The sequence below is a fragment of the Natrinema salifodinae genome (assembly GCF_900110455.1).
Taxonomy (GTDB): Archaea; Halobacteriota; Halobacteria; order Halobacteriales; family Natrialbaceae; genus Natrinema; species Natrinema salifodinae.
In genome coordinates this window covers 756,657-780,908 of sequence record NZ_FOIS01000002.1, presented here as the reverse complement: position 1 = coordinate 780,908, position 24,252 = coordinate 756,657, and the positions used below count along the sequence as shown (strand labels likewise).

24 protein-coding genes are annotated in these 24,252 nt (G+C 66.8%); 11 read left to right on the top strand and 13 right to left on the bottom strand.

Annotated elements, in window-relative coordinates:
- Positions 1-75 precede the first annotated feature (75 nt).
- From gpmI to BMY29_RS09220, 3 genes are all read right to left on the bottom strand, one after another.
- Complete coding sequence (gene gpmI / locus BMY29_RS09230) at positions 76-1,644, bottom strand: 2,3-bisphosphoglycerate-independent phosphoglycerate mutase (RefSeq protein ID WP_049988937.1); 1,569 nt, start codon at positions 1,642-1,644, stop codon at positions 76-78.
- A 68-nt stretch (positions 1,645-1,712) separates the two neighbouring features.
- A complete protein-coding gene (locus BMY29_RS09225; protein ID WP_049988938.1) occupies positions 1,713-3,302 on the bottom strand; it encodes an HTTM domain-containing protein in 1,590 nt (529 codons plus the stop codon).
- A 162-nt stretch (positions 3,303-3,464) separates the two neighbouring features.
- Entirely contained in the window at positions 3,465-3,743 is a 279-nt protein-coding gene (locus tag BMY29_RS09220) for a hypothetical protein (RefSeq protein ID WP_049988939.1), read from the bottom strand.
- 126 nt (positions 3,744-3,869) lie between these two features.
- Between BMY29_RS09220 and BMY29_RS09215 the strand changes: the two genes are divergently transcribed.
- Positions 3,870-5,138 (top strand): DNA double-strand break repair nuclease NurA, encoded by a 1,269-nt coding sequence (locus tag BMY29_RS09215; RefSeq protein ID WP_049988940.1) that lies wholly within the window; start codon positions 3,870-3,872, stop codon positions 5,136-5,138.
- Here BMY29_RS09215 and BMY29_RS09210 read toward each other — a convergent pair.
- The gene (locus BMY29_RS09210) at positions 5,135-5,491 is read right to left on the bottom strand and encodes a DUF7113 family protein (RefSeq protein WP_049988941.1); all 357 of its coding nucleotides are present in this window, start codon (positions 5,489-5,491) and stop codon (positions 5,135-5,137) included. The genes BMY29_RS09215 and BMY29_RS09210 overlap by 4 nt on opposite strands.
- Before the next feature lie 359 nt (positions 5,492-5,850).
- Here BMY29_RS09210 and BMY29_RS09205 point away from each other — a divergent pair, with 359 nt between their 5' ends.
- The 3 genes from BMY29_RS09205 (at position 5,851) to BMY29_RS09195 (ending at position 9,393) form a co-directional block, all read left to right on the top strand.
- Positions 5,851-6,477 carry a DUF7344 domain-containing protein gene (locus tag BMY29_RS09205; RefSeq protein WP_049988942.1) on the top strand — a complete coding sequence of 209 codons (627 nt, stop codon included), beginning with the start codon at positions 5,851-5,853 and terminating at the stop codon, positions 6,475-6,477.
- Between the two features lie 202 nt (positions 6,478-6,679).
- Positions 6,680-7,483 carry a cohesin domain-containing protein gene (locus BMY29_RS09200; protein ID WP_049988943.1) on the top strand — a complete coding sequence of 268 codons (804 nt, stop codon included), beginning with the start codon at positions 6,680-6,682 and terminating at the stop codon, positions 7,481-7,483.
- 56 nt (positions 7,484-7,539) lie between these two features.
- Entirely contained in the window at positions 7,540-9,393 is a 1,854-nt protein-coding gene (locus BMY29_RS09195) for an ATP-binding protein (RefSeq protein WP_049988944.1), read from the top strand.
- A 69-nt stretch (positions 9,394-9,462) separates the two neighbouring features.
- On the opposite strand, the gene BMY29_RS09190 is transcribed toward BMY29_RS09195, so the two are convergent.
- Positions 9,463-10,371 (bottom strand): FRG domain-containing protein, encoded by a 909-nt coding sequence (locus BMY29_RS09190; protein ID WP_049988945.1) that lies wholly within the window; start codon positions 10,369-10,371, stop codon positions 9,463-9,465.
- Positions 10,372-10,516: 145 nt separating this feature from the next.
- The gene (locus tag BMY29_RS09185; RefSeq protein ID WP_049989081.1) at positions 10,517-11,275 is read right to left on the bottom strand and encodes an SDR family NAD(P)-dependent oxidoreductase; all 759 of its coding nucleotides are present in this window, start codon (positions 11,273-11,275) and stop codon (positions 10,517-10,519) included.
- A 161-nt stretch (positions 11,276-11,436) separates the two neighbouring features.
- Here BMY29_RS09185 and BMY29_RS09180 point away from each other — a divergent pair, with 161 nt between their 5' ends.
- Positions 11,437-11,826, top strand: a complete 390-nt coding sequence (locus BMY29_RS09180; RefSeq protein ID WP_049988946.1) for a hypothetical protein — start codon at positions 11,437-11,439, stop codon at positions 11,824-11,826.
- Positions 11,827-11,909: 83 nt separating this feature from the next.
- Here the strand turns inward: BMY29_RS09180 and BMY29_RS09175 are convergent, their stop codons facing one another.
- Positions 11,910-12,521 carry an alpha/beta hydrolase gene (locus BMY29_RS09175; protein WP_049988947.1) on the bottom strand — a complete coding sequence of 204 codons (612 nt, stop codon included), beginning with the start codon at positions 12,519-12,521 and terminating at the stop codon, positions 11,910-11,912.
- A gap of 97 nt (positions 12,522-12,618) precedes the next feature.
- Positions 12,619-13,506 carry an alpha/beta fold hydrolase gene (locus tag BMY29_RS09170; protein WP_049988948.1) on the bottom strand — a complete coding sequence of 296 codons (888 nt, stop codon included), beginning with the start codon at positions 13,504-13,506 and terminating at the stop codon, positions 12,619-12,621.
- A gap of 222 nt (positions 13,507-13,728) precedes the next feature.
- On the opposite strand from BMY29_RS09170, the gene BMY29_RS09165 reads away from it, so the two are divergent.
- Both BMY29_RS09165 and BMY29_RS09160 read left to right on the top strand, forming a co-directional pair.
- Complete coding sequence (locus BMY29_RS09165) at positions 13,729-14,571, top strand: PspA/IM30 family protein (RefSeq protein ID WP_049988949.1); 843 nt, start codon at positions 13,729-13,731, stop codon at positions 14,569-14,571.
- 244 nt (positions 14,572-14,815) lie between these two features.
- Positions 14,816-15,169 carry a hypothetical protein gene (locus tag BMY29_RS09160; RefSeq protein ID WP_049988950.1) on the top strand — a complete coding sequence of 118 codons (354 nt, stop codon included), beginning with the start codon at positions 14,816-14,818 and terminating at the stop codon, positions 15,167-15,169.
- Between the two features lie 118 nt (positions 15,170-15,287).
- Here BMY29_RS09160 and BMY29_RS09155 read toward each other — a convergent pair whose 3' ends face one another.
- Positions 15,288-15,794 (bottom strand): FxLYD domain-containing protein, encoded by a 507-nt coding sequence (locus tag BMY29_RS09155; RefSeq protein WP_049988951.1) that lies wholly within the window; start codon positions 15,792-15,794, stop codon positions 15,288-15,290.
- Positions 15,795-15,969: 175 nt separating this feature from the next.
- On the opposite strand from BMY29_RS09155, the gene BMY29_RS09150 reads away from it, so the two are divergent.
- The gene (locus tag BMY29_RS09150) at positions 15,970-17,025 is read left to right on the top strand and encodes a DUF7972 family membrane protein (protein ID WP_049988952.1); all 1,056 of its coding nucleotides are present in this window, start codon (positions 15,970-15,972) and stop codon (positions 17,023-17,025) included.
- A 15-nt stretch (positions 17,026-17,040) separates the two neighbouring features.
- On the opposite strand, the gene BMY29_RS09145 is transcribed toward BMY29_RS09150, so the two are convergent.
- Positions 17,041-18,093, bottom strand: a complete 1,053-nt coding sequence (locus tag BMY29_RS09145) for a DUF7972 family membrane protein (RefSeq protein WP_049988953.1) — start codon at positions 18,091-18,093, stop codon at positions 17,041-17,043.
- Between the two features lie 139 nt (positions 18,094-18,232).
- Between BMY29_RS09145 and BMY29_RS09140 the strand changes: the two genes are divergently transcribed.
- The 3 genes from BMY29_RS09140 to BMY29_RS09130 all read left to right on the top strand — a co-directional run bounded on the left by BMY29_RS09140 (position 18,233) and on the right by BMY29_RS09130 (position 21,042).
- The gene (locus BMY29_RS09140) at positions 18,233-19,261 is read left to right on the top strand and encodes a DUF7972 family membrane protein (protein WP_049988954.1); all 1,029 of its coding nucleotides are present in this window, start codon (positions 18,233-18,235) and stop codon (positions 19,259-19,261) included.
- Between the two features lie 78 nt (positions 19,262-19,339).
- On the top strand, positions 19,340-20,380 hold the full coding sequence (locus tag BMY29_RS09135; RefSeq protein WP_049988955.1) for a DUF7972 family membrane protein: 1,041 nt from the start codon (positions 19,340-19,342) through the stop codon (positions 20,378-20,380).
- A gap of 182 nt (positions 20,381-20,562) precedes the next feature.
- Positions 20,563-21,042 carry an AAA family ATPase gene (locus BMY29_RS09130; protein WP_049988956.1) on the top strand — a complete coding sequence of 160 codons (480 nt, stop codon included), beginning with the start codon at positions 20,563-20,565 and terminating at the stop codon, positions 21,040-21,042.
- Positions 21,043-21,108: 66 nt separating this feature from the next.
- Here the strand turns inward: BMY29_RS09130 and BMY29_RS09125 are convergent, their stop codons facing one another.
- The 3 genes from BMY29_RS09125 to BMY29_RS09115 all read right to left on the bottom strand — a co-directional run bounded on the left by BMY29_RS09125 (position 21,109) and on the right by BMY29_RS09115 (position 24,176).
- Positions 21,109-22,020, bottom strand: coding sequence for a hypothetical protein (locus tag BMY29_RS09125; protein WP_049988957.1), 912 nt, complete (start codon positions 22,018-22,020; stop codon positions 21,109-21,111).
- Between the two features lie 88 nt (positions 22,021-22,108).
- Complete coding sequence (locus BMY29_RS09120; protein ID WP_049988958.1) at positions 22,109-23,152, bottom strand: dipeptide epimerase; 1,044 nt, start codon at positions 23,150-23,152, stop codon at positions 22,109-22,111.
- Between the two features lies 1 nt (position 23,153).
- Positions 23,154-24,176 (bottom strand): N-acetyltransferase DgcN family protein, encoded by a 1,023-nt coding sequence (locus BMY29_RS09115; RefSeq protein ID WP_049988959.1) that lies wholly within the window; start codon positions 24,174-24,176, stop codon positions 23,154-23,156.
- Positions 24,177-24,252 lie beyond the last annotated feature (76 nt).

Sequence of the window (24,252 nt, the reverse complement as noted above, 5' to 3'; positions counted from 1 at the left end):
TCGTGAACGGGTCGTACCGCTACCGTCCGGTCCGGGTCGCGTCCCCGTTTCCGGCCGGGTTCCCGACGAGCGTCCCTACTCCAGCAGCGACTCGCCAGTCATCTCCGGCGGCTGGTCGAGGTCGATTACTTCGAGCAGCGTGGGGGCGACGTCCGCGAGCGTGCCGTCCGCGCGGACCGTCCGCCCGCCGTCCGTGCCGTCGGGCGCTAGATAGATCAGGGGCACGTCGTTGTAGGTGTGGGCGGTGTGGGGGTCCTCCTCGGTTCCCATGTCGTCGGCATTGCCGTGGTCGGCGGTGACCAGAACGTGTGCGCCGGCGTCCTCGAGCGTCTCGACGAGTCGGCCCAGTTGCTCGTCGACCGCTTCGACCGCCTCGATCGCGGCCTCGTAGTCGCCGGTGTGGCCGACCATGTCCGGATTCGCGTAGTTGAGCACGAGGACGTCGGGATCGTCCGCTTCGATGACGTCGATCGCGGTGTCGGTCACCTCGGGCGCGCTCATCTCCGGCTGCCGGTCGTAGGTCGGCACGTCCGGGCTCTCGACGATCTCGCGGATCTCCCCGTCGAACTCGACCTCGCGGCCGCCGTTCAGGAAGTAGGTGACGTGGGCGTACTTCTCGGACTCGGCGATCCGCAGCTGCGTCCGGCCCGCGTCGGCCAAGACCTCGCCGAACACCTGTTCGGGCTGGTTCGGCGGGTAGGCCACGGGAAGGTCGAAGGTCTCGTCGTACTGGGTCATCATCACGACCTCCGCCTCGGGCGGCCTGGTCTCGAACTCGTCAGCCCAGTCCTCGCTCCGAATGTCCGCGAGCATGCGGGTCAGCTGACGAGCCCGGTCCGAGCGGAAGTTGAACCAGACGACGGAGTCGCCGTCGTCGAGGGCCGGCCCGCCCCGCTCACGGCGTCGCCGTTCGCTTTCCGAGGCGCCGTGCGCCTCGCCCTCAACGAGCGTCGGTTCCACGAACTCGTCGGTTACGTCCCGCTCGTAGGATTCTTCGACGGCAGCAACGGCAGATTCCGCAGAGTGCTCGGCCTCGCGGTTCACGATCGCGTCGTAGGCCCGTTTCGTCCGCTCCCAGTTCTGATCGCGGTCCATCGCGTAGTACCGGCCCGAGACCGTCGCGACGTGGCCCGTCCCGTGCTCGTCGACGACGTCTTCGAGCGTCGAGAGATAGTCCCGACCGCCCGTCGGCGAGGTGTCTCGCCCGTCGGTGATGGCGTGGGTGACAGCCTCGACGCCGCGGTCGGCCGCCAGCTCGATCAGCGCGTGGAGGTGCTCGTGATCGGAGTGGACCCCGCCGTCGCTGACGAGTCCGAGGAAATGGACGCGACCGTCGTTCTCGCTCGCGCGATCGAAGGCCGCGTTGATGGCGTCGTTCTCCCGGAAGGAGCCGTCCGCGATCGAGTCGGAGATGCGAGTGTACTCCTGGTAGACGACCCGGCCGGCGCCGATGTTCAGGTGGCCGACCTCGCTGTTTCCCATCTGGCCGTCCGGGAGGCCGACGCGCCGGCCCGCCACCTCGAGCGTGCTGTACGCGCCGGCATCGGCGAGCCGGTCGAAAACGGGCGTGGAGGCCGCCGCAACTGCATCCCTGCCGCCGTCACCGAGTCCCCAGCCGTCGAGGACGATCAGCGCAGCTTCCATGTGTGGCCGGTCGCCGGCCCGGCCTAACTAGCTGTCGTTGTTCCTCGTGACCTCGTGGCGCGGGGCGATCAGTCGTTCTGTACGAACTCGCCCGAACAGTCGTACTCGAGCAGTTCGTACTCGGCGATGTCCGGTTCGTCGTCGGTCGGCTCGGCTCGGTCGGTCAGCCCGTAGACGCTGACCCGTTCGACGCCCGTATCGTGGGTGGCGTTCCAGCGGCCACAGAGGTAGTTGGCGTAGTACGACCGGTGGTTCTCGTTGCCGGCGTAGCGCATGTTCGAGACGTACTTGCGCCACCGGGAGGTCTCGTAGGTCTCGTCGACCGACGGGGGCCGGTCCCAGTCGACCGCCCCGTCGTGATAGACGTCGACCTCCCGTCCGTCCTCGAGTTCGCCAGGCGCGACGAGCCAGCGGGCGTTGGAGATCGGATTCGGCGCGAACATCCGCCAACTCTGGTCGGCCTTGACCGTATCCAGTACCTCCTCGCCGGGATCGGGGACCTCGGTGTAGTCGACCGCCTGGGCGTTCGCGAGGACGATGAGGACGAGGAACAGCCACGGCACGAGCGTCGAGAGCAGGACGCGAGAGCGGGCCGCCACGGCGGTCGGCGAGGGAACGTCCCCGCGCTCCGACGGGAGTCGGGGGAGGGGAAGGGACCGGGGGAGGGTCAGGGGCAGCGGCAGCGAGAGCCGCGGGGCGGTTCGCTGGAGGCCCGCCAGGCCGTCTCGGAGTTGGGACGCGATCCCGACGCGCGTCGCGACCGTCGCCAGGCCGTCCCAGACGACGGGCGGGGTGAAGAGGACCAGGCCGGCGACGGAGACGAGGGGGAAGATGCCGATCTGGATCGTGACGAACATGCCCAGGTGCATGCCGACGAACAGCGAGGCGAGCAGCGCCCGCCGATAGCCGGTCAGCGCGATCAGCAGGGGCGACAGCAGGATGAGCGCCATCCAGACGTACGTAAACGCCTGCAACAGGCCGACGTAGTCCGCGAGGACGTTGCCCAGCAGGATCGTGAACTGGTCGGCCTGGAAGATTCCGACGACCGCGTCCCCGGACAGCCAGGCGTCGCTTCTGGTTTTGTGGACGGCGTTTGTCACGTACATCAACGCGACCTGCAGGAGGATCGCCATCGTCCCGACCGAGGAGACCGTCGCGCGGTCCCGATCGATCCGCCTGGCGTCGATCGACCACCGCTCTCCGAGCGGCAGGAAGATCCCCCAGAAGAGCAGCATCCGCAACAGCACGTCCCCGCCGTTGAGGATCATCGGGTTCCGGATGTGCAGCGAGACCAGCAGGAGCCACGACGCAATCGTCGCGAGCCTGGTCCGGTAGCCGACGAGGAGGGCGAGCGCGAACGCGCCCGCGACACAGAACAGCAGCGCTTGTGCCCACGCCTCACCGGAGAGGGCGTGGAGGGAGTAGACCGACGAGTAGTCGGAAAACAGCGCCTCCAGCGGGAGGATGCCGTCGTCCGTGTAGAACGCCGTGAGGTTCCGCGATCGCAACAGGAGATCGACGAGCAACAGCGTCCCGACCGCGACGCGGAACGCGGCCAGCGCTCGCAGATCGATCGCGAACCGGCGCTCGACGGCGTGCGAAGCCCGATCCAGCGTCTCTGATAGCCGATCTCGTGCGGTGGGGGTTTCCTGGTTCATCGTCTGTGCCCGCGTGTTCGGCTCTCGCTCTCGTGTCGTTCGGCATAAGTTTGTTGTATGGTGAAAGGACGACTGAACCGTGACCGGGAGACACTTGTCGAGGCTGCACCCACCGCAACAACTCCGAATAGTGTCAAAAAAGCGAGTGAGTTTTGCGCGCCGTCAGTGCGACGACCGCCTCGCGTCCTCGTCGTGCTCGAACGTCGCCCCGCAGTCGCCACAGACGGATCCCTTCCCCGGCTTGACTCGCTGGGCGAACACCGCGCCGCACTCGTCGCAGATCATGTAGAGTCGGTTCTCAGGGGCGACGCCGGCCTCGAATTCGGCGTGAATCCAGGCGTCGGGATTGCGCTCGTCGTAGAGGGTGACGCCGGAACTATTCTGTCGCCAGTTAATGACGCGATCGTCGCGGTCGTCGACCCTCGTTTCTCGCTTCGACATCGGGCTATCCGCAGCCACAACGTTCCCACATATACGTTTTCTGATAGTTATTTACCCGCCCCCGAGTTAACGTCTGCTTGCGCCGCGACCACTGGCTTTTTGCGGATCGGGTGGGAGCCTCCCTGCATGACGCTCGACCCGGTCCACTTCGAGGGGATCGCGCGACTCGCCAGGCGGATCGATCACGGGACCGACGAGCGCGATCGCCGCGCCTTCGCCGAGACCGTCTGGGAGCGATTCCTCGACCCGCTGGTTCACGAGGGGCGGACCCTCGTCGACCCGCTCGGGGACCAGGCGCGCCAGCTCGTCGACTGCGAGGACGTCGCCCTTCGGGATCGACCGTTTCCGACCGAACACGGCCTGGACGCGGGGACGATCAACCCGACGACGTTCAAGAACGGGCTCGTCATCGACGTCGCGCAGGCGGCGATGAGCGCGACCCCCAGCGACCTCGACCTCCACCGCTCGCGGACCGTGGTGGCGACGGTCCACTCGAACGACGAGACGGCGACGGTCCACGAGGAGTGGGATCGGTTCGACGAGGGGTACAGCCGGAGCCGTGCAGTGAAGGTCCCGCCGCTGCCCCGCTTCGCCGAGGGTGTCGTCCACGCCCTGGCGCTGTACCTCGCCGAGAGCGAACACGCCCGCGAGCACGGCGACGACGTCGAGGATCTCCTGGTGCTCGACGGACCGCTGTATCCACGCGGCTTGCTGCGCTGGGCGGATCAACACCCCGACCTCGCGGACTTCCTGCTCGAGGACCCTCGACCGACGACGGTACTCGAGAACTACGTCCGCCTGGTCGAGGACTTCGTCGACCGGGACGTCCCGCTAGTGGGCTTCGTCAAGAACCCCGCGACGCGCGTGATCACTCGAACGCTCAAGGAGAAGGACGGCGACGCCCCGTGGACCGACGACTCGGCGCTGTTCACCCGGCTGCTCGAGCGCGGCGAGTACGTCGACGACGTCGACGGCGAGCGCTGGGAGCGGGACACTTCGGCGCTAACCTATACGAACTGGTTCCGCTCGCGGGGCGGCGTCGACCGGCCGCTCTCCGTCGAGGGCGACGCGCTCGGTGTCGACCGTCGGCTCGATCGCGAGGCCTACGAGGTCACGTTCTTCGTCGTCTACGATCCGCGCGACGACCTCTGTTACCGGATCGAGGCGCCCTACGCGTTCACGAAGGACCCGGAGATCCGCGAGCGGCTGACGATGCAGTTGTTACAGGACGTCGCCGTCGCGCACGGCCCGCCGACGATCGTCGAGAAGGCCGACGAACTCGCCCGGATCGGCCGTTCGGAGAAGGCATCGCTGCGAGAGACGCTCGAAGAACGGTTCGACGCGGCCCAGGACCGATCCTACGACGACCACCGCTGGGAGGACCAGCCCTACTAGCGCTCGATCCCGCGAGCGCTATCGACGTCGTTCTTCTCGACCTCGAGGACGACGTCGGTCGGATCGACGCCGATTCGGGCGAACTGCGTCCGGACGTGTTCCTTTGCCCCCTTGAGGGCCTGCTCTCGCGTATCGAACCCTCGCGGCATGGGCGACTCGAACGCGAGGTTGACCTCCCGTCCGTCGACCCGTTGGGTCGACCCCCCGCTGTCGACCTCGTAGAACTCATCACAGACCCAGACGTACGCGGCGTCCTCGTCGGGCGCGCCGCGGAACGAGGGGGCCCGTTCGCCCCGTTCGTACAGTGTGCCGGTGAGCTCCGTCCCGCCAGCACGACCGCGTACCATAAGCATGAGCTACCGTATGCCGCGCACACGCAAAAAGGGCGTGGCGCCGTGTAGCGCGTGAAAACGGCGGCAGCCACGGACGCCGGGAACGGACGCAAACCGCCCGCGACGGATCGGCGGCGAGGGCGGTCGTCCGCTGTCCGCGGCGATCACCACCCGATGCCACCTTCGAACCGGCGGTGAATCGTCAATTTCGAGCGACGGTTTCGAGCCGCCGAAACTCATGTTTCCACAGGTAATTACCTCTCTGTGCGGTTTTCGGCACCGATAGCGGGTTACAACGAGATTACGCGAGTAACAGCCGATTCTGGAGCCAAATCGTTTTGGAAACGGGCTTATCCCCAATGCAGGGGTTGGTGTGTGTAATGAGTTCGGACGCTCACCTCGGCGGCGACAGCACCCCCGACCCACTGGCCGACGTCCCGACGGAGTGTTACGAGATCCTCCGTCACCCCCGTCGGCTCCGCATCCTCGAGGTCCTGGGTACTCGACAGACGCGGCTCGACCTGTCGGAACTGACCACGGAACTCCTCGAGCGGACGACCGGCGACAGCTCGAACGGCCAGGCGCGCCAGGAGATTCGCATCACCCTCGCCCACAACCACCTCCCGCGACTCGACGACTACGACATCGTCGACTGGACCGACGAGGGCATCGCGCTCGTCGACGAGCCGCCGGTCCACCCGGCCGACATCTCGGTACTGCTCGAGCTGTGTGACAGCGAGAACGCCGAACGCCTGCTCGAGACGGTCGTCGACCCCGTCCGGATGCGCCTGCTCCTCCTCCTCGAGAACGAGGATCGGCCGCTGTCGATCGACCAGCTCGCGGCGCAACTTGGCTCCCGCGACGGCCCGCTTTCCGACCCCAACCAGGCGAAGATCGCGCTGCACCACTCCCACCTGCCCGCACTGGCCGACGTCGGCGTCCTCAGCTACGATCACGACTCGGGCCTGGTCACTCGATACGACCACGCCGTCTCGATCGTCCAGTAACGGCGCGATCGACCCGGGCGCAGAGCGACGTGAGTACCGACACCGTCCGACCGGGCCTCGGCCCGGTGCCGGCCATCCAGCCGAATCGCCGCCCTACTTTTCTACGCTCTACCGTCCGACCGGTTCGGTCGACCGGTCGCGGTTCGCGTTCCGTTCACGAAACGGTAAGGACGCTCCGGTCCGACAACGGAAACGAACCCGTATGACGCCGCCACGTGACGACGACCCGCGTCACCGCCGCCAGGCCGCCTCGATCGACATCCGGACCGCCCTCTTGGTTACCGGCGCGGCCGTGTTGCTCGCCGTCTCGATCGTCGGCGCCGCGGGATCGGTCGCCGCGATCGATCAGGTCGCGTTCTTCTCGCCCGATCGGTCGCCGGTCGAGGCTGACCCCGGCGAGACGGTCGACGTCGACGTCGTCTTAGAGAGCCAGGGTGGGCACGGCGACGAGGGGATCGAAGCGGTGACGCTGGTCGCGCAGTACGATCCCGAATACGTCGAGATCGTCGCCGTCGAACGGGGCCCGTGGCTCGAGGGCGACGACACCGAGGTCCGAACCGCGGACGCGATCGCCCACGAGGAAGGGACGGCAGTGCTCGAACAGCGCCGCGAGCCGGCGGCCAACGGGACGGCCGGCGTGGGGACCGTCGCGACGCTGACCGTTCGGATCGCCGACGACGCGCCGGCCGGCGCGACGACGATTTCCTTCGCCGAGAGCGACGTCGACGTCACCGGCGACTGGCCGATCGCCGTCGGCGACGAGTCCGCGACCGTCGCGATCGACGGCGGCGACGAGTCGCTCGACTCGTTCGACCACACCGATCCCGACGAGCTAGACCTCGATCTCTCGGAATCGGACGGGGAGACGGCAGATGACGAGAGCGACGGAACCGACGGGAGCGACGACGACGAGACGGTCCCGGGCTTTACGGCCGGGCCCGCGCTCGCCGCCGTCGCGCTCGGCAGCCTCTGGCTCGCGGTCCGCCGCGACGGTCACTCCAAATAAACAGTCCGGACGGGTGGAGGGAAACGCGTTTTAGGACCCGGCTGAATTGCGTTGATATGACCGATCTGGGAGACTTCGGCGATTTCGACGCCGACGCCGGCTCCGACGACGGCGCGGCGGCCGATTCGGCGGACTCGTCGACGGCCTCATCAGACCCTGACCGTGCCGCGAGCCGCCGTTCGACGACAGACGGAACGACCGACGACTTCGAATCGACGCCCGTCGAACCCCGCGGCGAAGACGTCGGTATCGGGACGGTTTGCGTCTCCCAGGGCCTGCGCGTCGGCGAAGAGGAGGACGACACCACCCTGCGGGCCTACGTCACCCGCGGCAACCGCTCGTCGATCCGCATCGGAAGCTATCTGCTTGCACCCTACCCCGACGGCGAGACGCTGTTCTGTCGCATCACGGGCCTGGAGTACGCCCAGCAGTACCACGCCGACGACGCGACGGAGATCCACGCTAGGCGGGCGATGCGACGCGACGGGATCGACGAGTCCGACTACAAGTTCGTCGCGAGCCTCGAACCCGTCGCCGTCCTCTACGAGGATGACGGCGAACTCAAACGGCGGATGACCGACCGGGTGCCCAAACCCCAGACGGTGATCCGCCAGGCCGACGACACCGAGGAGATCAAGACCGGACTGAAGATGCCCGACGACGGGGTCTTCCTGGGGCACCTCTCGGTCGGCGGCGAGAAAGTCAAGACCGCGGCCTCGCCGCCGACGATCGACTACCGGCTGAAAGACGACTACGAGGCCGGCGATCCGCTCGTCTTCCGGCACACGCTGATCGCCGGCGGGACGGGATCGGGGAAGACCCACGGCGCGAAGAACATCTTGCGGCAGTACCTCGCCGAGGACCGCGCGTACCCGATGGACGACGGCCGCGAAGTCAGCCCCGCCGTCGTCCAGTTCGATCCGCAGGACGAGTACGCCCAGATGCACGACGACAACCCCGATCTGGACGACGAGTTCGCGCGCCGACTCGAGCGCGAGGGGATCGCCTACGGCGGCCACGACGACACGACCGCGTTCGTGCCGAAGGTGGGGTCGTCGTCGTACGCGGCGGGCCACCACCGCGCGAAGCAGGTCGAGTTCACGATCCCGTTCTCGATGGTCCACGACAACCCGTGGCTGGTCGCTGGCAGCGGACTGAACGATAACCAGTACGGCGCGCTCGTCAGCGTGCTCCTGCCGCGGTTCCGCAAGCAGTACGGCGCGGACGGTACCTACGACGAATTCACCTCCTTCCTCGACGATCCCGCGCTGCGCGAGGAACTCGACGAATCGGGTCGGGTCCACGAGGCGACCTTCGACGCCGTCCGCCGGCGCGTGCTCGGCTTCGACCACGTCTTCGACCAGGACGCCCGGCCGATCACCGACCTGGTCCACGAGTTCGTCCGGCCTGGCGGGCTCACGGTAGTCCCGACCTACCACATCAACGACAGCCGGGCGACCGAGGCGATCGTGCTCGCGGTCTCGTCGCTCATTATCGACCAGAAGCTCTCGAACGACCCGACCTACGACCGGATCAAGGAGACCCCGCTCGTGCTCGGGATGGACGAGGCTCACAACTTCCTGACCGACGCCGACTCGGTTCAGGCGGGGAAGGTGATCACGAAGTTCACCGAGGCCGCCAAACAGGGCCGCAAGGAGCGACTCGGCCTGTTCCTCATCACGCAGGACCCCCAGGACATCCACGACGCCGTCTTCAAGCAGCTCAACACCACCGTCGTCCTGAACCTGGGTGACGAGGACGCGATCAAGAGCGTCAACATCCCGAGCAACCTCGAATCGAAGGTCCCGTACATGGAGAAGGGCCAGATGGTCGTCTACTCGCCCGACAACTCCGAGCCGGTCGAACTGATCGGCCTCCCGAAGTGCCTGACCAGGCACGGCCGAGATTGAGCCGCCGCGAGCCGGCGGCGCGCAGTTCCGCCGTCGTGTGCGCTTTGCAGCGAATCGATCGAGCGCCGGTTACTCTCCAGATTTCGGCTTGTAGTACTGCTTGAGCCAGGTCGTCAACCCCTCGAGCCCGGGGAACAGCGTCCGGTGGTTGACGTTCATCTGATCGAGCTTGTCGCGGAATTCGAGCTTGCGCTCGCCCGGAATGACGATCTTTCGGTAGCAGTCGGGTCGGTCTTCGAGCCACTCGTCGAGTGTGAGGCGTGGATCCGACTGAAACGAGAAGACCGCGGACTGGTTGACGATGCGGTCGTCGATCGCCGGCGGCCGAAAGAACATGGTGTACTGGTCGGCCGGATCATCGTCGTCGGGTGCCCACAACTCCTGCCAGAGCTCGGTGATCCGAGAGACGTCGTTGAGGTTCCGGGCCGGCGCCAGGCCCTCGTCGCCGATCCGGTCCTCGCGGAGCTCGTACTCGAGGGTCGCGTTCGAGAGGAGGTGGACGTCGAGCATGTGCGTCTCCGTCATCTCCAGAACCTCCTGGTAGTAGTCGGGCAGATCGGCGTGGAGCTTCTGGTAGTCGACGGCCCAGATCACCCCGTCGTAGTCGGTGTCGCCGGTCTGGGTGGCGAAATAGGCTGCCACCAGCGGCGAGAACGACCAGTCGAGCAGCCTGGTCGGCAGCCCGTAGTGCTGGGCGATCGAGACCAGGTGCCAGACCGAGCGGGGATCGTCGAGTTCGCTCATCGCGTATTGGGCAAAGTTCCGGAGCAATAGCGGCTCGAGGTTCCACTTGCCGGAGTCGCCGACGAACCGTTTGATCGGCGTCTCGAGGCTGAACGATTTGTCGGGCATCCCGCGGAACACGTACCGCGAGCGGTGGCGTTCGATATCCGGCATCCACATCTCCCGGGAGAGCAGTTCCTGGAGTTCGGTCCACGTCTCGGCGCGGTGAACGGTAGGCGCGTGCTCAGCGGTCATTGGTCATCGGTGCCTGCGGCAACGCCGGACTCGGTCGTGCGTCGATCCCACGTCTCGGGGTAGTCGGGGCGTGCGGAAAACGATTACCCGCGTCGGACGACCGACCGATTGCGAGACGGGGTTCGTCCGCGTCACCCACTGGGCGTTACTGCGCGAGGTAGCCGCCTTCGACGGGCAGTGTTACGCCGGTGACGCGCGACGAGAGGTCGGAGCCGAGGAAGAGAACTGCGTTCGCGATTTCCTGCGGATCCGCGAGACCCGCCATCGGCTCGGTGTTCAGGAACTGTTCCTCCATCTCGGGATGTTCTTCGATCGTCCGCTCGATCATGTCCGTGCGGACGATACCCGGTGCGACGGCGTTCGCGCGGATTCCCTCTTCTGCGTACTCAATAGCCGCGTACTTCGTGAGGTGACTGACGGCCGCCTTCGCCGCCCCGTAGCCGCCGTACTGCGGGACCGCGACCTCGCCGCCGATCGACGAGGCGCTGATGATCGAGCCGCCGTCGTCCGCCAACATCGCGTCGATACCGTACTTCATCCCGTACCAGACGCCTTTCAGGTTCACGTCGATGACCTGTTCGAAGGCGTCGTCGTCGTACTCGCCGAGTCGGGCGACCGGCCCCTCGATGGCCGCGTTGTTGTAGAGGACGTCCAGTCCACCGTACTCGCTGACCGCGGTTTCGATCATCGCTTCGACGTCGTCGGGGTCGGAAACGTCCGTGCGAACGAAGGTCGCGTCCCCGCCCGCATCGGTGATCTCCGCGACCGTCTCCGCGCCGGCGTCGGCGTCTACGTCGGCGACGACGACGGATGCACCGTGATCGGCGAACGTCTTCGCCGTCGTTCGTCCGATTCCAGACGCTGCGCCTGTGATGACTGCGACATCGTTCTCGACTAACTGCATCGTGTACATCCACTCTCCCTCGGCGGATATAGGTAGTGTTTCGGAACGATATGTCTGCTTTCGTTAGTGATGTAATAGCGTCGCATGGGCATTGTTACTGGTCTAATTATCATATCTTATAATCGAAAGTAGTTACAGCGAAGACGGCCCACGGACACGTAATGAACTATTACGATTCGGACGTGCTGACGGTCGAGTGGGACCCCGAACTCGAGGCAGTCGTGATGAACTGGCACGACTTCGCCCAGAGTGAGGTCTATCGCAACGGACTGAACCAAGGGTTGAAGCTCGTCGTCGAAAAGGAGGCCAGCAACTGGCTCGCCGATCTCCGGGACCTCGGCACCGTCACGCAGGAAGACCAGCAGTGGACGCAAGACGTCTGGCACCCCCGGGCGTTCGAAACCTCGCTCGCGAACATGGCGATCGTCCAACCGAAAAGCGTTATTACGAACCTCTCGGTCGACGACCTCGTTCAGGAGGTCGGATCGAACGTCACGTCACACATGTTCGATAACAGGCCCGACGCCGAAGTCTGGCTTCGCGGTCGATAGCACCTGCGCTTCTCTCCGCCGCGGCGGACGGGATCACCCATCGCGGAGCGCGTCGACCGGTTCGCAGCGGACCAGCGATCGGGTCACGCCGGGTCGCTGAGCGTCCGCTCGAAGAACGCCGCGACGTCGTCCGCGATGGCGTCGTGTTTTCCGACAAAGAAGTGATCGCCCGACAGCGCAGTCACCTCGTCGCCGCGCGCGCTCGCGCGGTCGACGACCGGCTCCCAGTCGACGGTCGCGTCCCGCTCGCCGTAGAGCACGCAGACGGGGACCGCGAGGTCGTCCAGCGCGTCGACCGCGTCGAGATCCGCGGCCAGGCGGGCCGTCGGCGCGAGGGCGGCGACCGCGTCGACGGCTTCGGAGTCCGCCGCGGCCAGCAGCGCCAGACTGGCGCCGAAACTGTAGCCGAAGACGCCGACCGGGAGAGTATCGTCCCGGTCGCGAGCCCACCGGACCGCGTTGCGGACGTCCGCCCGCTCGCCGTAGCCCTCGTCCCACGCGCCGTAATCGAAGCGCAGGCAGGCGATGCCGACCTCCCGAAGGGCCTCGCCGACGGCGACCAGGCGCGGATCGCTTCGCGAACCCCGCTGTTGGGGGTGGGGCGGACAGGCGACGACGATCGCGCTCGGGTCGCCCTCGGGTTCGTCGAGCGTTCCGCGGACGTCGCGGGCGCCGGGAACCAACACGTCGCTCATGGGCGGTCGTTGCACGCGGCCGGTAATCAAGGGCCGGTTCCGGGTTCGGGCCCGAACCCGGGTCGGGACCCGGACTGGCCGCGGTCAAGGCGCGCTCTCACCGCTCGTCGAGGAACTCCTCGATGATCTCGAGAGCCCGGTCGGGTTCCTCACGGAGCACGCAGTGGCCGGCGCCGTCGACGTGGACCAGCCTGCCGTCCGGCAGGTGCGACGCGGCCTCGCGGTGGCGCGTCCGGGATTCGGGATCGGCGTCGGCCTTGAGGATCAGCGTCGGCGCCTCGATCTCGGGGAAGACGTCGGCCGGATCGACCCGCTCGGCCGCCAGCACCCCCTCGACGGCGGCATCGACGTCCAGGTACGCGTCCGCCAGCAGCGTCGCCAGGCGCTCGCGGCCCGCGTCGACTAAGGCCTGCAGTTCGGAATCGGCGGTCAGCAGCGCTTCGCGGGAGGGAGCCGGTCGACCGCGGATGCGTTCGATCATGGCCGAGACGTCGACGTCGTCGCTCTCGTCGCCGGGCGCGTCGTCGGCGTCGTCCGTCTCGCCGTCCAGCGGCAGCAGCAACTCGGGGTCCTCCAGCACGACCGCGTGCGGGAGCGCCGGGTTCTCGGCGGCCGCCACGGCGACGGCCGTCCCGCCCATGGAATGGCCGTACAGCACCGGATCGGGGTCGGCGTCGGGCCCCGCGAGTCCGAGCGCGTCGACCAGGCCGACGAGATCGGCCGCCATGTCGGAATATGTGTACCCCCCGTCGGGGGCCGCCGAGCGGCCGTGGCCGCGGGCGTCGTAGGTCACGACGTCGTACTCGTCGGCGAGGGGCTCGACCAGCGGAATCCGCGAGCGGCCGTCGGCGGTGATCCCGTGGGCGACTACGAGCGGGCGGCCCGCGCCGCCGCTGCGGTAGTAGTGCAGTCGGACGCCGTTGACCGCGACGTCGCCCTCGGTCCACCCCTCCGGGATGGTGAGGTCGATATCGGTGTCGGTCATGGTACGTCCGTTCTCGGCCGCCGAAGTTAGTGATTCGTCCCCGTCGCCGAGCCGCCCCGTCTCGCGATCGACCAGGCGAACCGCTCGGGCGGCGACGGTGCTCGGTCGATTCGTCGAGCTGAATCGACCGCGAGACGCGCGCTGTGGCGAAACCGCGGTGCGTTCGTCGCCGACTGTTGCCGAGGTGATGTTTTTAAGGCCGGCGAACGATACGTAGCGAGTATGGGCATCCTCTCTCGGACCTCCTACGTCATCCGGTCGAAGCTCAACTCGGTGCTCAACCGGGCCGAGGACCCGACCGACACGCTGGACTACTCCTACGAGCAGATGCGCGATCAGCTCCAGCAGGTCAAACGCGGCATCGCCGATCTCACCACCCAGAAAAAGCGCCTCGAGATGCGGAAACGCCGCCTCGAGGACAACGTCGAGAAACACAACGACCAGGCCCGGACCGCCGTCCAGCAGGGCCGAGAGGATCTGGCGCGACGCGCCTTGGAGAAGAAGAAGACGAAGATGAACCAGATCGAGGACATGGAGCGCCAGATCTCGAATCTGCAGAGCCAACAGGACCAGCTGATCGACCAGAAAAACGAGCTTCAGAGCCGCATCGAGGAGTTCCGCACCAAGAAGGAGACGATGAAGGCCCGCCACGAGGCCGCCAAAGCGAGCTCGCAGGTCTCGGAAGCGATCACGGCCACCGGCGAGGAGTTCGAGGACGTCGGCCGCGCCATCGAACGCGCCGAGGAGCAGACCGAAGACATGGAGGCCCGTGCCGCCGCGATGGATGAACTCCACGAGTCCGGCGCGTTCGAGGACGTCCTCTCCGATAAGGACAACATCGACCGCGAACTCGAACAGCTCTCGACCGACAGCGGTGTCGAGGCCGAACTCGAGACGCTCAGGTCCGAGGTCGGCGGCGAGACCGAGACGGAAGCCGACTCGGACGCCGAGGAGGAAGCCGAGGCCGCCGAACTCGACGAGGAGGAACTGACCGAACTCGAAGACGACGACCAGGCGGACGTCGAGGCCGAACTTGCGGAATTGCAGGACGAAGAAAACGCGTGACCCGCCGCGGGGTCAGACGGTAATCAACTATTTCCGCGATACCGAGCGACCGTTGGCCTCTCGAACCGCTCGACCTCGAAGCTTTCCGTGGCGGAACCGGATACGCCCGCGACTCCCTCGGCCTGTTCCACCTGTAGAGCCGTCACCGTTTTCATCCGCGTCCTCGCGATCGTCGGGCCAGACGCCGATTTTCCCGAGCCAACTCGGAGAAACAATTACCGTTGTCTGTGGTGTGGTATCACATATGGATGACGCCGCACCGCTCGACTCCATTTCGTTGACCGACCAGGCCGTTCTCCTCGGCGTGGCCCACCTGGCCGGCGAGGGCGAGACGCCGATCCAGACCCACGAGGTTCGCAAGCACTGCCAACGGCGACTCGGCGACTCGGACACAGAGGTCGTCGGGACGCTGACCGAGGCGGACGTCATCCGGTCGCTGTATCGACTGGAGGCCGCGGAGCTCGTCGAGGAGGTCGACCCGACGGAGACGTCGCCGACGGGGAAGGGGCGGCCGGCGTACACGCTCGCCGTGGACCCGGACACGGTCTACGAGGGGGTCCCTGGCGAACTCCGCGACGGGATGGGGAATCCGGACTGAGGCAGGTCAATTCGACGGGATCCGGACGCTTCGCGCCGGACCGATAGTCAGCCAGTCAGCCTTGTCGGCGGGGGCGGCGACGCGGCCGGGACGGGGAGCGAGTCGCGGCCGTCGGCGGTCACGAGGGCGTCCCGAGAACGGTGATGTCGTAGTCGGCGACGTCGGCGGGCGGTTCGAGGATGATTACCTGGAACTCCCAGGTCGAGCCGCCGTTGAGGTCGCCGGTCGTCGCGAGATACTGGCCGAGCATGTCGCCGGCATCGTTGTAGACGCGCGTCCGGACTTCGGCGAGTTGGATACGGTCGGATCCCGTGTTCTCGACGGTCCCCTGGACGGTCGCACCGAGGTAGCCGTCTTCGACGACGAACTCGTGGTCGGCCACCGAGAGGGAGTTAAGCGGCGTCACCGAGGTGTTGGATTCCTGTTCGGCGAGCGCCTCCGCCGCGGACATTTCGGCCGCCGTGCGGTTGGAGGCGTTGCTGGCGTTGACCTCGCCCATGTTCCCGTCCTCGTAGGCTGGCTTACCGTCGATTCCCCCGCTGCCCGTACAGCCGGCGGCCGCGGCCGCGATGCCCGCACCCAGCGACGCGAGCACGCGCCGCCGGCTCGTCGTCGACCGAGTCATCGCCGCCGGCACCCCGTCTCCGTCTGTGGGTCGGTTCCGTCACTGGACATATGTCGGATCGACACCGCGGACGCATTTCAGTGTAGGCCCTGAAGCGACAGTTCTCGCGTGTCACGTCCCGCCGACGATGTGTGCAACGCAGGCCCTTATTGCCGGGTCCGTGGAACGTATCGCTATGGGGTCCTCCGAGACCGACGAAACGTTCGAGTCCTACGGGGCCGATATCGGCGCGCAATCGGGCGTGCTGCCCCGGGTTCGCGAGTGGGTGGTGGTCGAAGGCAATCGCATCGTCGTCGCGGCGCTCCTGTCCGTCCTCGTCTTCGCGCTGCTGCTCGTTCTCCTCCAGTTCGGCGTCGTCTCCTTTACCAACCCGAACTCCGTGACCCGCGTGGCAAGCGGCATGATCGCGGGAACGTTCTCGCTGGTCACCCTGGTCGTCTCGGTCAATCAGCTCATTCTCTCTCAGGAGTTCAGCGCGGCCGGCAAGGCCCGTGACCAGCTCGAAGGCGTCATCGAATTCCGGCGAGACGTGGCCGAGGACGCGGCCGTCCCCGCGAGCCCGGCCACCCCCACGCGAGTACTCGAACTGATCGTCGAGTCGATCCGCCACGAGGCCGACGCCCTCGCCGACGCCGTAGCGGATCACGACGACGAGGTCCGAGAGACGATCATGAAGTACACCAACGACGTGCAATCGCGGACCGAGCGCGTCGACGAGACGCTCGAGCGGGCAGAGTTCGGGTCGTTTACGGCCGTCTCGGCGGCGATCAACTACGACGAAGCCTGGCACCTCTACGCCGGGACCCACCTACGCGGCGAGTACGACGACGCGCTGTCGCCGGCCGCGACAGAGCGCCTCAACGAGCTGATCGACTCCCTCCAACTGTTCAGCGTGGCCCGCGAGCAGTTCAAGACGACCTACCTACAGCGCGAACTCACCAGGTTCTCGCAGCTGACGATCTACTGTGGCGTCCCGTCGATCCTGTCAGTGATTCTGCTCGGCCTCCTCTATGCCGACGTCACCGGACCGACCGTCAGCGCCACCGTGCTCCCCTATCTCGTGAGTGTCATAATCGTCGTCGGACTGTCGCCGCTGGCCCTCCTCGTGTCCTACATCCTCCGAACCGCGACCGTCACGCGCCGCACCGTGTCGATCGGACCGATGATTCCACAGAAGGACCCCGAGGAGGGCCCGTTCGACGTGACCGCCGGCGAACGGAACTCGAGATAGGAGTCACTACGGTCGTCACTCCCACTCGACATCGTTCCCTCGGTCGGTCTCTCGGAGGACGAACGGACCGATCGCGAGCGTCCACTTCGCGACGGTGACGATCCGGAGGATGTACGAGAGGAAGATCGCAAACGGGGTCACACCGACGGCGAATCCCAGGCCGACGACCAGCAACCCGTGGTCGATCCCCGCGGTCGTCCCGGCCACGTCGCCCGTCTCGAAGACCAGGATCATGTAGGCCGCGACCGCCAGCGCGGGCAGCGCGATGTACGCCAGGGCCCGCGAGATGTTGATGATCTCCCAGCGGAAGTACAGCGTCTTGAAGTGCTCGCGGGCTGGGCCGAAAAACTCCAGAATGTCGAGCAACCCGTCGAACTCCTCGGCGACGGGCGCCGGCAGCGTCGACTCGTAGCGGTTTCGCACGCGCCGTCCGGAATAGATCTTCCAGGAGTAGTTGTACTCCAGTGCGGACTGGACGACCTCGAACTGGCCGAACTGCTGGCCTTCGAGATCACCGGCGACCCGATCGGCGTCGGCGGCGAGCCCCTCGGCGTACTCGCGGATCTCTCGTCGGGCGGTCTCGCCCATTCCCGGCTCGGATTCGAGCGCCACTATGAGCGCCTCCGCCCGCTCGCCGGTCGCCTCCACCAGGCCGCGGAGGAAGACGGAGGGCTCCGGCGGGCTGGTATTGCGGCCGACGGCCGCCTCGACGTCCTCTCGGAAGCGCATCGCTTCGACCATGCGTTCGCGCTGGTCGCCGAGCGGGCCGAGTTCCTCGGAGAGGACGAGTTGGTTGAAAGTCAGGACCAGACTGACGCCCATGATGATCCCGATGATGATCGGCGTGAACAGCGCGAAGACGGGATCGGGTTCGAACAGTTTCGCGATCGAACCGGGGCCGAACTCGCCGAGGACGACGAGGACGGCGTACGCGGCGGCAAGCATCGCGCCGGCCACGAGGATTCGGTTGCCCTTGACCAGAAACCACAGCGCGGGACGGCCGCCGTGGACACGTTCGACCATGGTGTCGGCCGTCTCCTCGCTCGCGTTCCGACCGGACTCGCTCATTCGTCTCCGGGGTACCACGGCCGTTCGGACAAGTGTTTCTGTCGCTCACACTGACGGGAGCGACCGGCGATCCCGCCCCCGGTTTGCTCACTCCCGGAGAGAGCTTTTTGTTCGGCGCCGTCGTCCGTTTCGTATCGGAATGAGCGATTCGGACTCGAACGGCGTATTGAGCCAGCGGGCCGGCGTCGGTGGTCCGCGGTTGTGGGTGTTGCTTCGATTGAACCGCTGGGTGTTCTCGGCTGCCGTGCTCGCGATCGTGTTCACTGTGCTGGTCGCCTGCAGCCTGCTCGGACTCACGCCCCTGCGGACGATCGTCGAGCAACACAACGGCACCTTCTGGATCTTCTCCGGATTTATCGGGGCGATCATCACCGGAACCTCGATCGTCGTCACGATCAACCAGCTCGTCCTCTCGCAAGAACTGGGCGCGGTCGGCGAGCAGCGAGATCGCATGCAAGACGCTATGGACTTCCGACAGGACGTGGAGGAGCAACTCGCAGAGGAGGACGTGACGCCGCCCGAGCCCGCGGCGTTTCTCTACGAACTCGTCGACGGCGTCGAAGAGGAAGCGAACGACCTCGAAGAGACGGTGACGGGGGATCACGGCGACGAACTCGAGGAGAAGATCGCCGACTACGTTGACGACATCGTCGAAAACGCGCAGGTCGTGAAAGACGACCTCGAGAACGCCCAGTTCGGCACCTTCGACGTGATCTGGAACGCGCTCAACTTCAACTACTCCCGGAAGATCTACGACGCCCGCGAGATCCGCGCCAAGCACGGCCAAGAGCTGTCCGACGACGCCGACGACGAACTCGACGACATGATCGTGAACCTGAAGTTCTTCGGGCCGGCCCGCGAGCACTTCAAGACGCTGTACTTCCAGTGGGAACTGATCAACCTCTCGCGGGCGCTGCTGTACGTTTCCGTGCCCGCGCTGGCGGCGATGGCGCTCCTGTTGATGTACATCGACGGGCAAGCGCTACCCGGCTCGGTACTGGGCATCGACAACCTGGTCTGGGTGACCAGCGCGGGCTTCGTCGTCGGGATTTCGCCCTTCGTCGTTTTCACCGTCTATATCCTCCGGATCGCGACCGTCGCGAAGCGGACCCTCGCGATGGGGCCGTTCATCCTCCGGGAGTCCGAGCGCGACGAGGATCTGGGCTGAGCGACGGCCGCCGACGGCAGGCGACGACGGACTCCCGGAGCTATTTCCCCGCCGGGCTGGTATCGTCGGCCTCGAGTGATGAGTGAGAGCGACGGCACCCAGCCAGGCGACACGATGGCCGAGCGAAGCGAGGATCCGACGTGGAAGTATTGGCTGCTGCTGGGCGCCAACCGCTGGGTCGTCGCGGGCGCGCTCATGCTGTTCGTCTTCGTCGGCCTCCTCGCGGTCGCCCGATTCAGTCCCGTCTCGCTCCGGGCGCTCACGGGGGTGAAAGACCCGGTCCAGACGCTGTTCCAGGCGCTGACGACGGCGCTGATTACCGGCGTCACGCTCGTCGTGACGATCAACTCGCTGGTGCTCTCCCAAGAGCTGGGCGCCGTCGAGGACCAGCGCAAGCGACTCGACGGTGCGCTCGAGTTCCGGTCGGACATCGAGGAGTCGATCGACGCGCCGATCAGCCCGCCGGAACCGTCCTCGTTCGTCCGGGCGATCGTGGCGTCGTCCGAGGACCGCGCGACCGACTTCTGCCAGGCGGTCTCCGACAGTCAGGACGAGGAACTCAGAGAGCGCGTCGACGACTTCGTCGACAACCTCACGACCCACGCCGACTCGATCCGGGACGAACTCGCGGACGCCCAGTTCGGCACCTACGACGTCGTCAAAGCGGCGCTGGATTACAACTACTCGTGGAAGATCTTCCGGGCCCGCCGCATCCGGAACGCCCACGCCGACTCCTTCACCGACGAGGCCCAGGCGGCCTACGACGACCTGCTCGAGTCGCTGAAGCTGTTCGGTCTCGCCCGCGAGCACTTCAAGACGCTGTACTTCCAGTGGGAGCTGATCAACCTCTCGCGGGCGATGATGTACGTCGCCGTCCCCGCGCTTGTAGTCACGATGTCGATGATCCTCTTCTTCGAGCCGAGCGCGGTCACGGGCTCGCTGCTGGGGCTCGACTACATGGTCTGGATCGTCGCGGTGGCGGCGACCGTCGCCGTGATGCCGTTCCTGCTGTTGATCGCCTTCATCCTGCGGATCGCCACGATGGCGAAGCGGACGCTCGCGATCGGCCCGTTCATCCTCCGGGAGTCGAGCCGCGGTGAGGAGATCGACTGGGAGTGACGGAATGCCCCGATTACGGGCCTCTGACCAGTCGCGCTTCCGCCCGCGGGACCAGCACGTTCCTCCGTCGCCTGTGTTGATCGAAGCGGATGCCGAGCAGATTCCATATTCCACCGAGAAGTCGTCAGTCGGTTCGCGACGACAACGGACGACGGAAGTAGCCGTAGTTCCTACCCGGTACCGTGATCGTCGTCATCTGCGGGCCGCCAGGCGCGGGCAAAACGTCTATCGCGACCTGCGTCCGCCGCCGGCTTCAGGAACGGGGTCGGCGGGTGGAGTCGTTTCACTCCGACGACTTCTCGAGTCGGACCTACGAGCAGTTGGCCGAGCGGGTCGTCGACGGACCTCCGACCGGGTCCGGGACCGAAACCCGGCCCGATACCGGGATCACGCTCGTCGACGGCACCTTCTACCGCCGGGAGTGGCAGACGCAGTTCCGGACGCTCGGCGACGTCCGATTCGTCCTCGTGACCGCGAGCCTCGAGACCTGTCTGGAGCGAAATCGGGATCGCGCGGATCCGATCGACGAGCAAGGCGTCCACGTCGTCTACCGGGAGTTCGACGAGCCCGACGCCGACCTCGAGATCGACACCGACCGCTGCGGCCCCGCGGAAGCGACCGATCGGATCGTCGCCGCGATCGACGCCTGGCTCGACTCGTAATCGCGGACCGCGGTTCGAGCGCTGCGCCCCGCGCCAGGCACCTTCGGTTCCGTCGTCGGCGGCGGCCTACGGAGCCAGATCGATCCCCCACGGATCGAGCAGCGAGAAGTCTCCGGGCCGCCGCTCGGGGACGACGTCGTCCGGGAGAACCTCCCAGCCGAGCGTGTCCTCGCCCGGAACGGCGTCGGTCTCGAAGTCCGGCTTGTCGGCGGGGTCCAGATCGCGATACTCCGCCGGCGGCGCGTCGTGTGCGTAGACGCTCTCGGGGTGATCGAGCGTCCAGACGTGAAGCATACAGGGAGTCTGACAGGGGAAGGAGAGGTCGCCCTCCTCGTAGTCGCGCTCGTAGGCCTGGCGGTAGTACCACCAGGCGAACCGGCCGGGGAGGCCGGTGTGGGCGTGCCAGGGCGAACACAGGTCTTCGGCGTCGGCATCGGCGTCGTCGCCGTCACCGTCGCCCGCGTCGGTGCCGTACACCGCCGGCGGCTCGACGGGCTCGCCGTCGCGCGTTGCGACGAACATGACCCCCATCGCGCGCCAGGTCTCGTTGTCGACGAGTACCGATTCCGGCCGTTCGGGGTCGAGCGTCGCGTCGTCGCCGACGAACTCCGGGTGGATCCAGTGGGACCAGCTGTCGTCGCCGACCTCGAGGGTGTCGAAGTACGGTTTGAACCCCGCGTCGATCAGCGCGTCGACGTCGGAAAACTGGGTTTCGAGCGACTCCGCGACCGCCGACTGCAGTTCGGCCGTCGCGGGATGATCGTCCGCACAGCCCTCCCTGCTCGTCCCTTCACAGTGGGTCATTCCGGGCTCGATCGTCGCGTCGGGACAGTCCTGATCGAACCGTCGGGCGGCGTCGTCGGTTCTCCCGTCGCCGGTTGCCCGTGCGCTTCCGACCGTCGAGAGTGCGACCGTCCCGGCCGAGGCCCGCAATAGCGCTCGGCGGGACACGTTCGAGTCGCCGTCACCGTCGTGCATATCACCGGTTCCACACCGACGACCGGTATGAAACCATATCCCGGACGGGACTGACAGTCACTCGCGGTAGAACGGGGCGCGGACGCGGTTATGACTGGAGGACGGCACCCGTCCCTGGCCGGTCGAGGCCGACGAGATCGATCCGGCCGTTGGGCATCGGGACCCCGTCGGCGGGGTCCGCGGCCAGCAGCAGCGAGCCGTCGAGGTCGGCGTAGTCCAGCAGCGGCGCGAGGTGACAGGCCGCCGCGATCGAGGCGTTCGACTCGGTCATGCAGCCGCACATCACCTCGAGCCCGTGGGCTCGGGCGGCGCTGATCATCCGCCTGGCCTCCCGCAGTCCGCCGCACTTCATCAGTTTGAGGTTCGCGATGTCACAGCGGTCGGCAATTCGGGGGATATCTGCGAGCGTGACACAGGACTCGTCGGCCGCGATCGGCAGCGCCGACCGCTCGGAGACGAACTTCAGTCCTTCGGGGTTCTCGGCGGGAACCGGCTGCTCGACGAACTCGAGGTCGAACTCGGCCAGGCGATCGATCTTGTCGACGGCGTCGCGGGGCGACCAGGCCTCGTTGGCGTCGACGAACAGGTCGACGTCGGGGGCGGCAGACCGGATCGTCCGGACGATCTCGAGGTCGCGGTCGGTCCCGAGCTTGACCTTCAGCGTGCCGAAGCCGCGCTCGAGGGCCGTCTCGGTCTTCTCGCGCATCGTCTCGACGTCGTCGAGTCCGATGGTGTAGGAGGTCTCGAGCGTCTCCGCGGGATCGAGCCCCCAGTATCGGTAGAGGGGCACGTCGAGTCGTTTCGCGGCCAGGTCGTGGACGGCGATGCTCACCGCGGTGCGGGCGGCCGGATTCCGCCGAACGGTCTCGCGCATGCGGCGCTCGATCCGCTCGAGCTGGTGGGGATCGCCGACGTCCTCGACGACCGCGAGCAGGTCGGGCAGGACGGCTTCGACCGTGGCCGGGGTCTCGCCGTAGTGAGGCGACGGGCTGGCGGCGCCGAGGCCGGTCGTCCCGTCCGCGTCCTCGATGCGGACCGTCACGACCTCGGTCTCGGTCGTCGTCCCGCGGGAGATGCCGAACGGGTACTCGAGCGGGAGCGAACGCCGCTCGACGGTCGTTTCGAGCGTCATCTCAGCGCAGGGCCTCGAGCACGTCGTCGGTGTCGAAGCGGATCACGTCGGTCGCGGGCGCACCCAGCGTCTCGGCGTACTCGTCGACCGCCTGGCGGGCCGCGTCGTCGTCCAGCCCGGCCGTGTTCAGCGCGCCGGCGACGACCCGCCCCTCTGCGACCGGTTCGGCGATGCTCTCGTAGAGGTCGACGTAGGTCGGAATCGACGGCAGCGAGAACGACTCGTAGCCGTGGATCGCCTCCCGGCCGGCCTCGTGACAGAGCACGAGCTTGTCAGCCATCGAGCCGTGGAGGATGCCTAGCGTGACCGGCGAGTACGCTGGGTGGACGATGCTGCCCTGTCCCTCGACGAAGAGGTAATCGTACTCGTCGCCCAACTCCGTGATCATCTCCTCGACCGCGCCGGCGGTGAAGTCGCTGACGACGCGATCGATCGGGTTCCCCCACCCCTCGATCATGATGCCCGTCTGGCCGGTCGGGATCACCGCGGCGTCGAAGCCGGCCTGGCGGGCGTCGCGGGCCAACTCCATCGTCGTCGTCATCTTGCCGACCGAGCAGTCGGTGCCGACGGTGAGGATCACCTCGGCGTCGACCTCGCCGGCGACGCCGTCGGCGACCGTGAGGTCCTCGGGCGGGTTCCGGACGTCCCGGAGTTCGCAGCCGTTTTCCTCGGCCAGGCGGGCGAACTCCTCGTCCTCGGCGAGGAAGTAGTGCAGCCCGGAAACGACGTCGCAGCCGTACTCGAGGGCCGTCCGAACGTCGTCGCGCCAGCTCTCGTCGAACTCGCCGCCGATCGGGGAGATGCCGATCAGCAGGGCGTCGAGCTCGTCGGCCTCGTCCTCGAGGTCGGCCAGCTCGGCGACGATCGGCGCGTCCTGTACGTCGGAGACGAAGTCGGACACGCGCTTTCCGGCGGTGTCCCGGTCGAGGACGGCGGCGACGTCGTGGTCGCCGTACCGGAGGACGCCCAGGGCGGTCTTGGCCCGGTCGGGGAACTTCTCGTGTGCAAGAATCGCAATGCGCATACGCGGAGCATGGGCGAGGGAGTATTTATATCCGTCCAGCGCCGCCGAGATCGATCACTCCGCTGTCATTCGATCG

What these genes read in the sequence shown, in the direction of transcription:
- gpmI (WP_049988937.1), bottom strand. Translation starts at nt 1,644, where the DNA reads ATGGAAGCTGCGCTGATCGTCCTCGACGGCTGGGGACTCGGTGACGGC.
- BMY29_RS09225 (WP_049988938.1), bottom strand. Translation starts at nt 3,302, where the DNA reads ATGAACCAGGAAACCCCCACCGCACGAGATCGGCTATCAGAGACGCTG.
- BMY29_RS09220 (WP_049988939.1), bottom strand. Translation starts at nt 3,743, where the DNA reads ATGTCGAAGCGAGAAACGAGGGTCGACGACCGCGACGATCGCGTCATT.
- BMY29_RS09215 (WP_049988940.1), top strand. Translation starts at nt 3,870, where the DNA reads ATGACGCTCGACCCGGTCCACTTCGAGGGGATCGCGCGACTCGCCAGG.
- BMY29_RS09210 (WP_049988941.1), bottom strand. Translation starts at nt 5,491, where the DNA reads ATGCTTATGGTACGCGGTCGTGCTGGCGGGACGGAGCTCACCGGCACA.
- BMY29_RS09205 (WP_049988942.1), top strand. Translation starts at nt 5,851, where the DNA reads ATGAGTTCGGACGCTCACCTCGGCGGCGACAGCACCCCCGACCCACTG.
- BMY29_RS09200 (WP_049988943.1), top strand. Translation starts at nt 6,680, where the DNA reads ATGACGCCGCCACGTGACGACGACCCGCGTCACCGCCGCCAGGCCGCC.
- BMY29_RS09195 (WP_049988944.1), top strand. Translation starts at nt 7,540, where the DNA reads ATGACCGATCTGGGAGACTTCGGCGATTTCGACGCCGACGCCGGCTCC.
- BMY29_RS09190 (WP_049988945.1), bottom strand. Translation starts at nt 10,371, where the DNA reads ATGACCGCTGAGCACGCGCCTACCGTTCACCGCGCCGAGACGTGGACC.
- BMY29_RS09185 (WP_049989081.1), bottom strand. Translation starts at nt 11,275, where the DNA reads ATGCAGTTAGTCGAGAACGATGTCGCAGTCATCACAGGCGCAGCGTCT.
- BMY29_RS09180 (WP_049988946.1), top strand. Translation starts at nt 11,437, where the DNA reads ATGAACTATTACGATTCGGACGTGCTGACGGTCGAGTGGGACCCCGAA.
- BMY29_RS09175 (WP_049988947.1), bottom strand. Translation starts at nt 12,521, where the DNA reads ATGAGCGACGTGTTGGTTCCCGGCGCCCGCGACGTCCGCGGAACGCTC.
- BMY29_RS09170 (WP_049988948.1), bottom strand. Translation starts at nt 13,506, where the DNA reads ATGACCGACACCGATATCGACCTCACCATCCCGGAGGGGTGGACCGAG.
- BMY29_RS09165 (WP_049988949.1), top strand. Translation starts at nt 13,729, where the DNA reads ATGGGCATCCTCTCTCGGACCTCCTACGTCATCCGGTCGAAGCTCAAC.
- BMY29_RS09160 (WP_049988950.1), top strand. Translation starts at nt 14,816, where the DNA reads ATGGATGACGCCGCACCGCTCGACTCCATTTCGTTGACCGACCAGGCC.
- BMY29_RS09155 (WP_049988951.1), bottom strand. Translation starts at nt 15,794, where the DNA reads ATGACTCGGTCGACGACGAGCCGGCGGCGCGTGCTCGCGTCGCTGGGT.
- BMY29_RS09150 (WP_049988952.1), top strand. Translation starts at nt 15,970, where the DNA reads ATGGGGTCCTCCGAGACCGACGAAACGTTCGAGTCCTACGGGGCCGAT.
- BMY29_RS09145 (WP_049988953.1), bottom strand. Translation starts at nt 18,093, where the DNA reads ATGAGCGAGTCCGGTCGGAACGCGAGCGAGGAGACGGCCGACACCATG.
- BMY29_RS09140 (WP_049988954.1), top strand. Translation starts at nt 18,233, where the DNA reads ATGAGCGATTCGGACTCGAACGGCGTATTGAGCCAGCGGGCCGGCGTC.
- BMY29_RS09135 (WP_049988955.1), top strand. Translation starts at nt 19,340, where the DNA reads ATGAGTGAGAGCGACGGCACCCAGCCAGGCGACACGATGGCCGAGCGA.
- BMY29_RS09125 (WP_049988957.1), bottom strand. Translation starts at nt 22,020, where the DNA reads ATGCACGACGGTGACGGCGACTCGAACGTGTCCCGCCGAGCGCTATTG.
- BMY29_RS09120 (WP_049988958.1), bottom strand. Translation starts at nt 23,152, where the DNA reads ATGACGCTCGAAACGACCGTCGAGCGGCGTTCGCTCCCGCTCGAGTAC.
- BMY29_RS09115 (WP_049988959.1), bottom strand. Translation starts at nt 24,176, where the DNA reads ATGCGCATTGCGATTCTTGCACACGAGAAGTTCCCCGACCGGGCCAAG.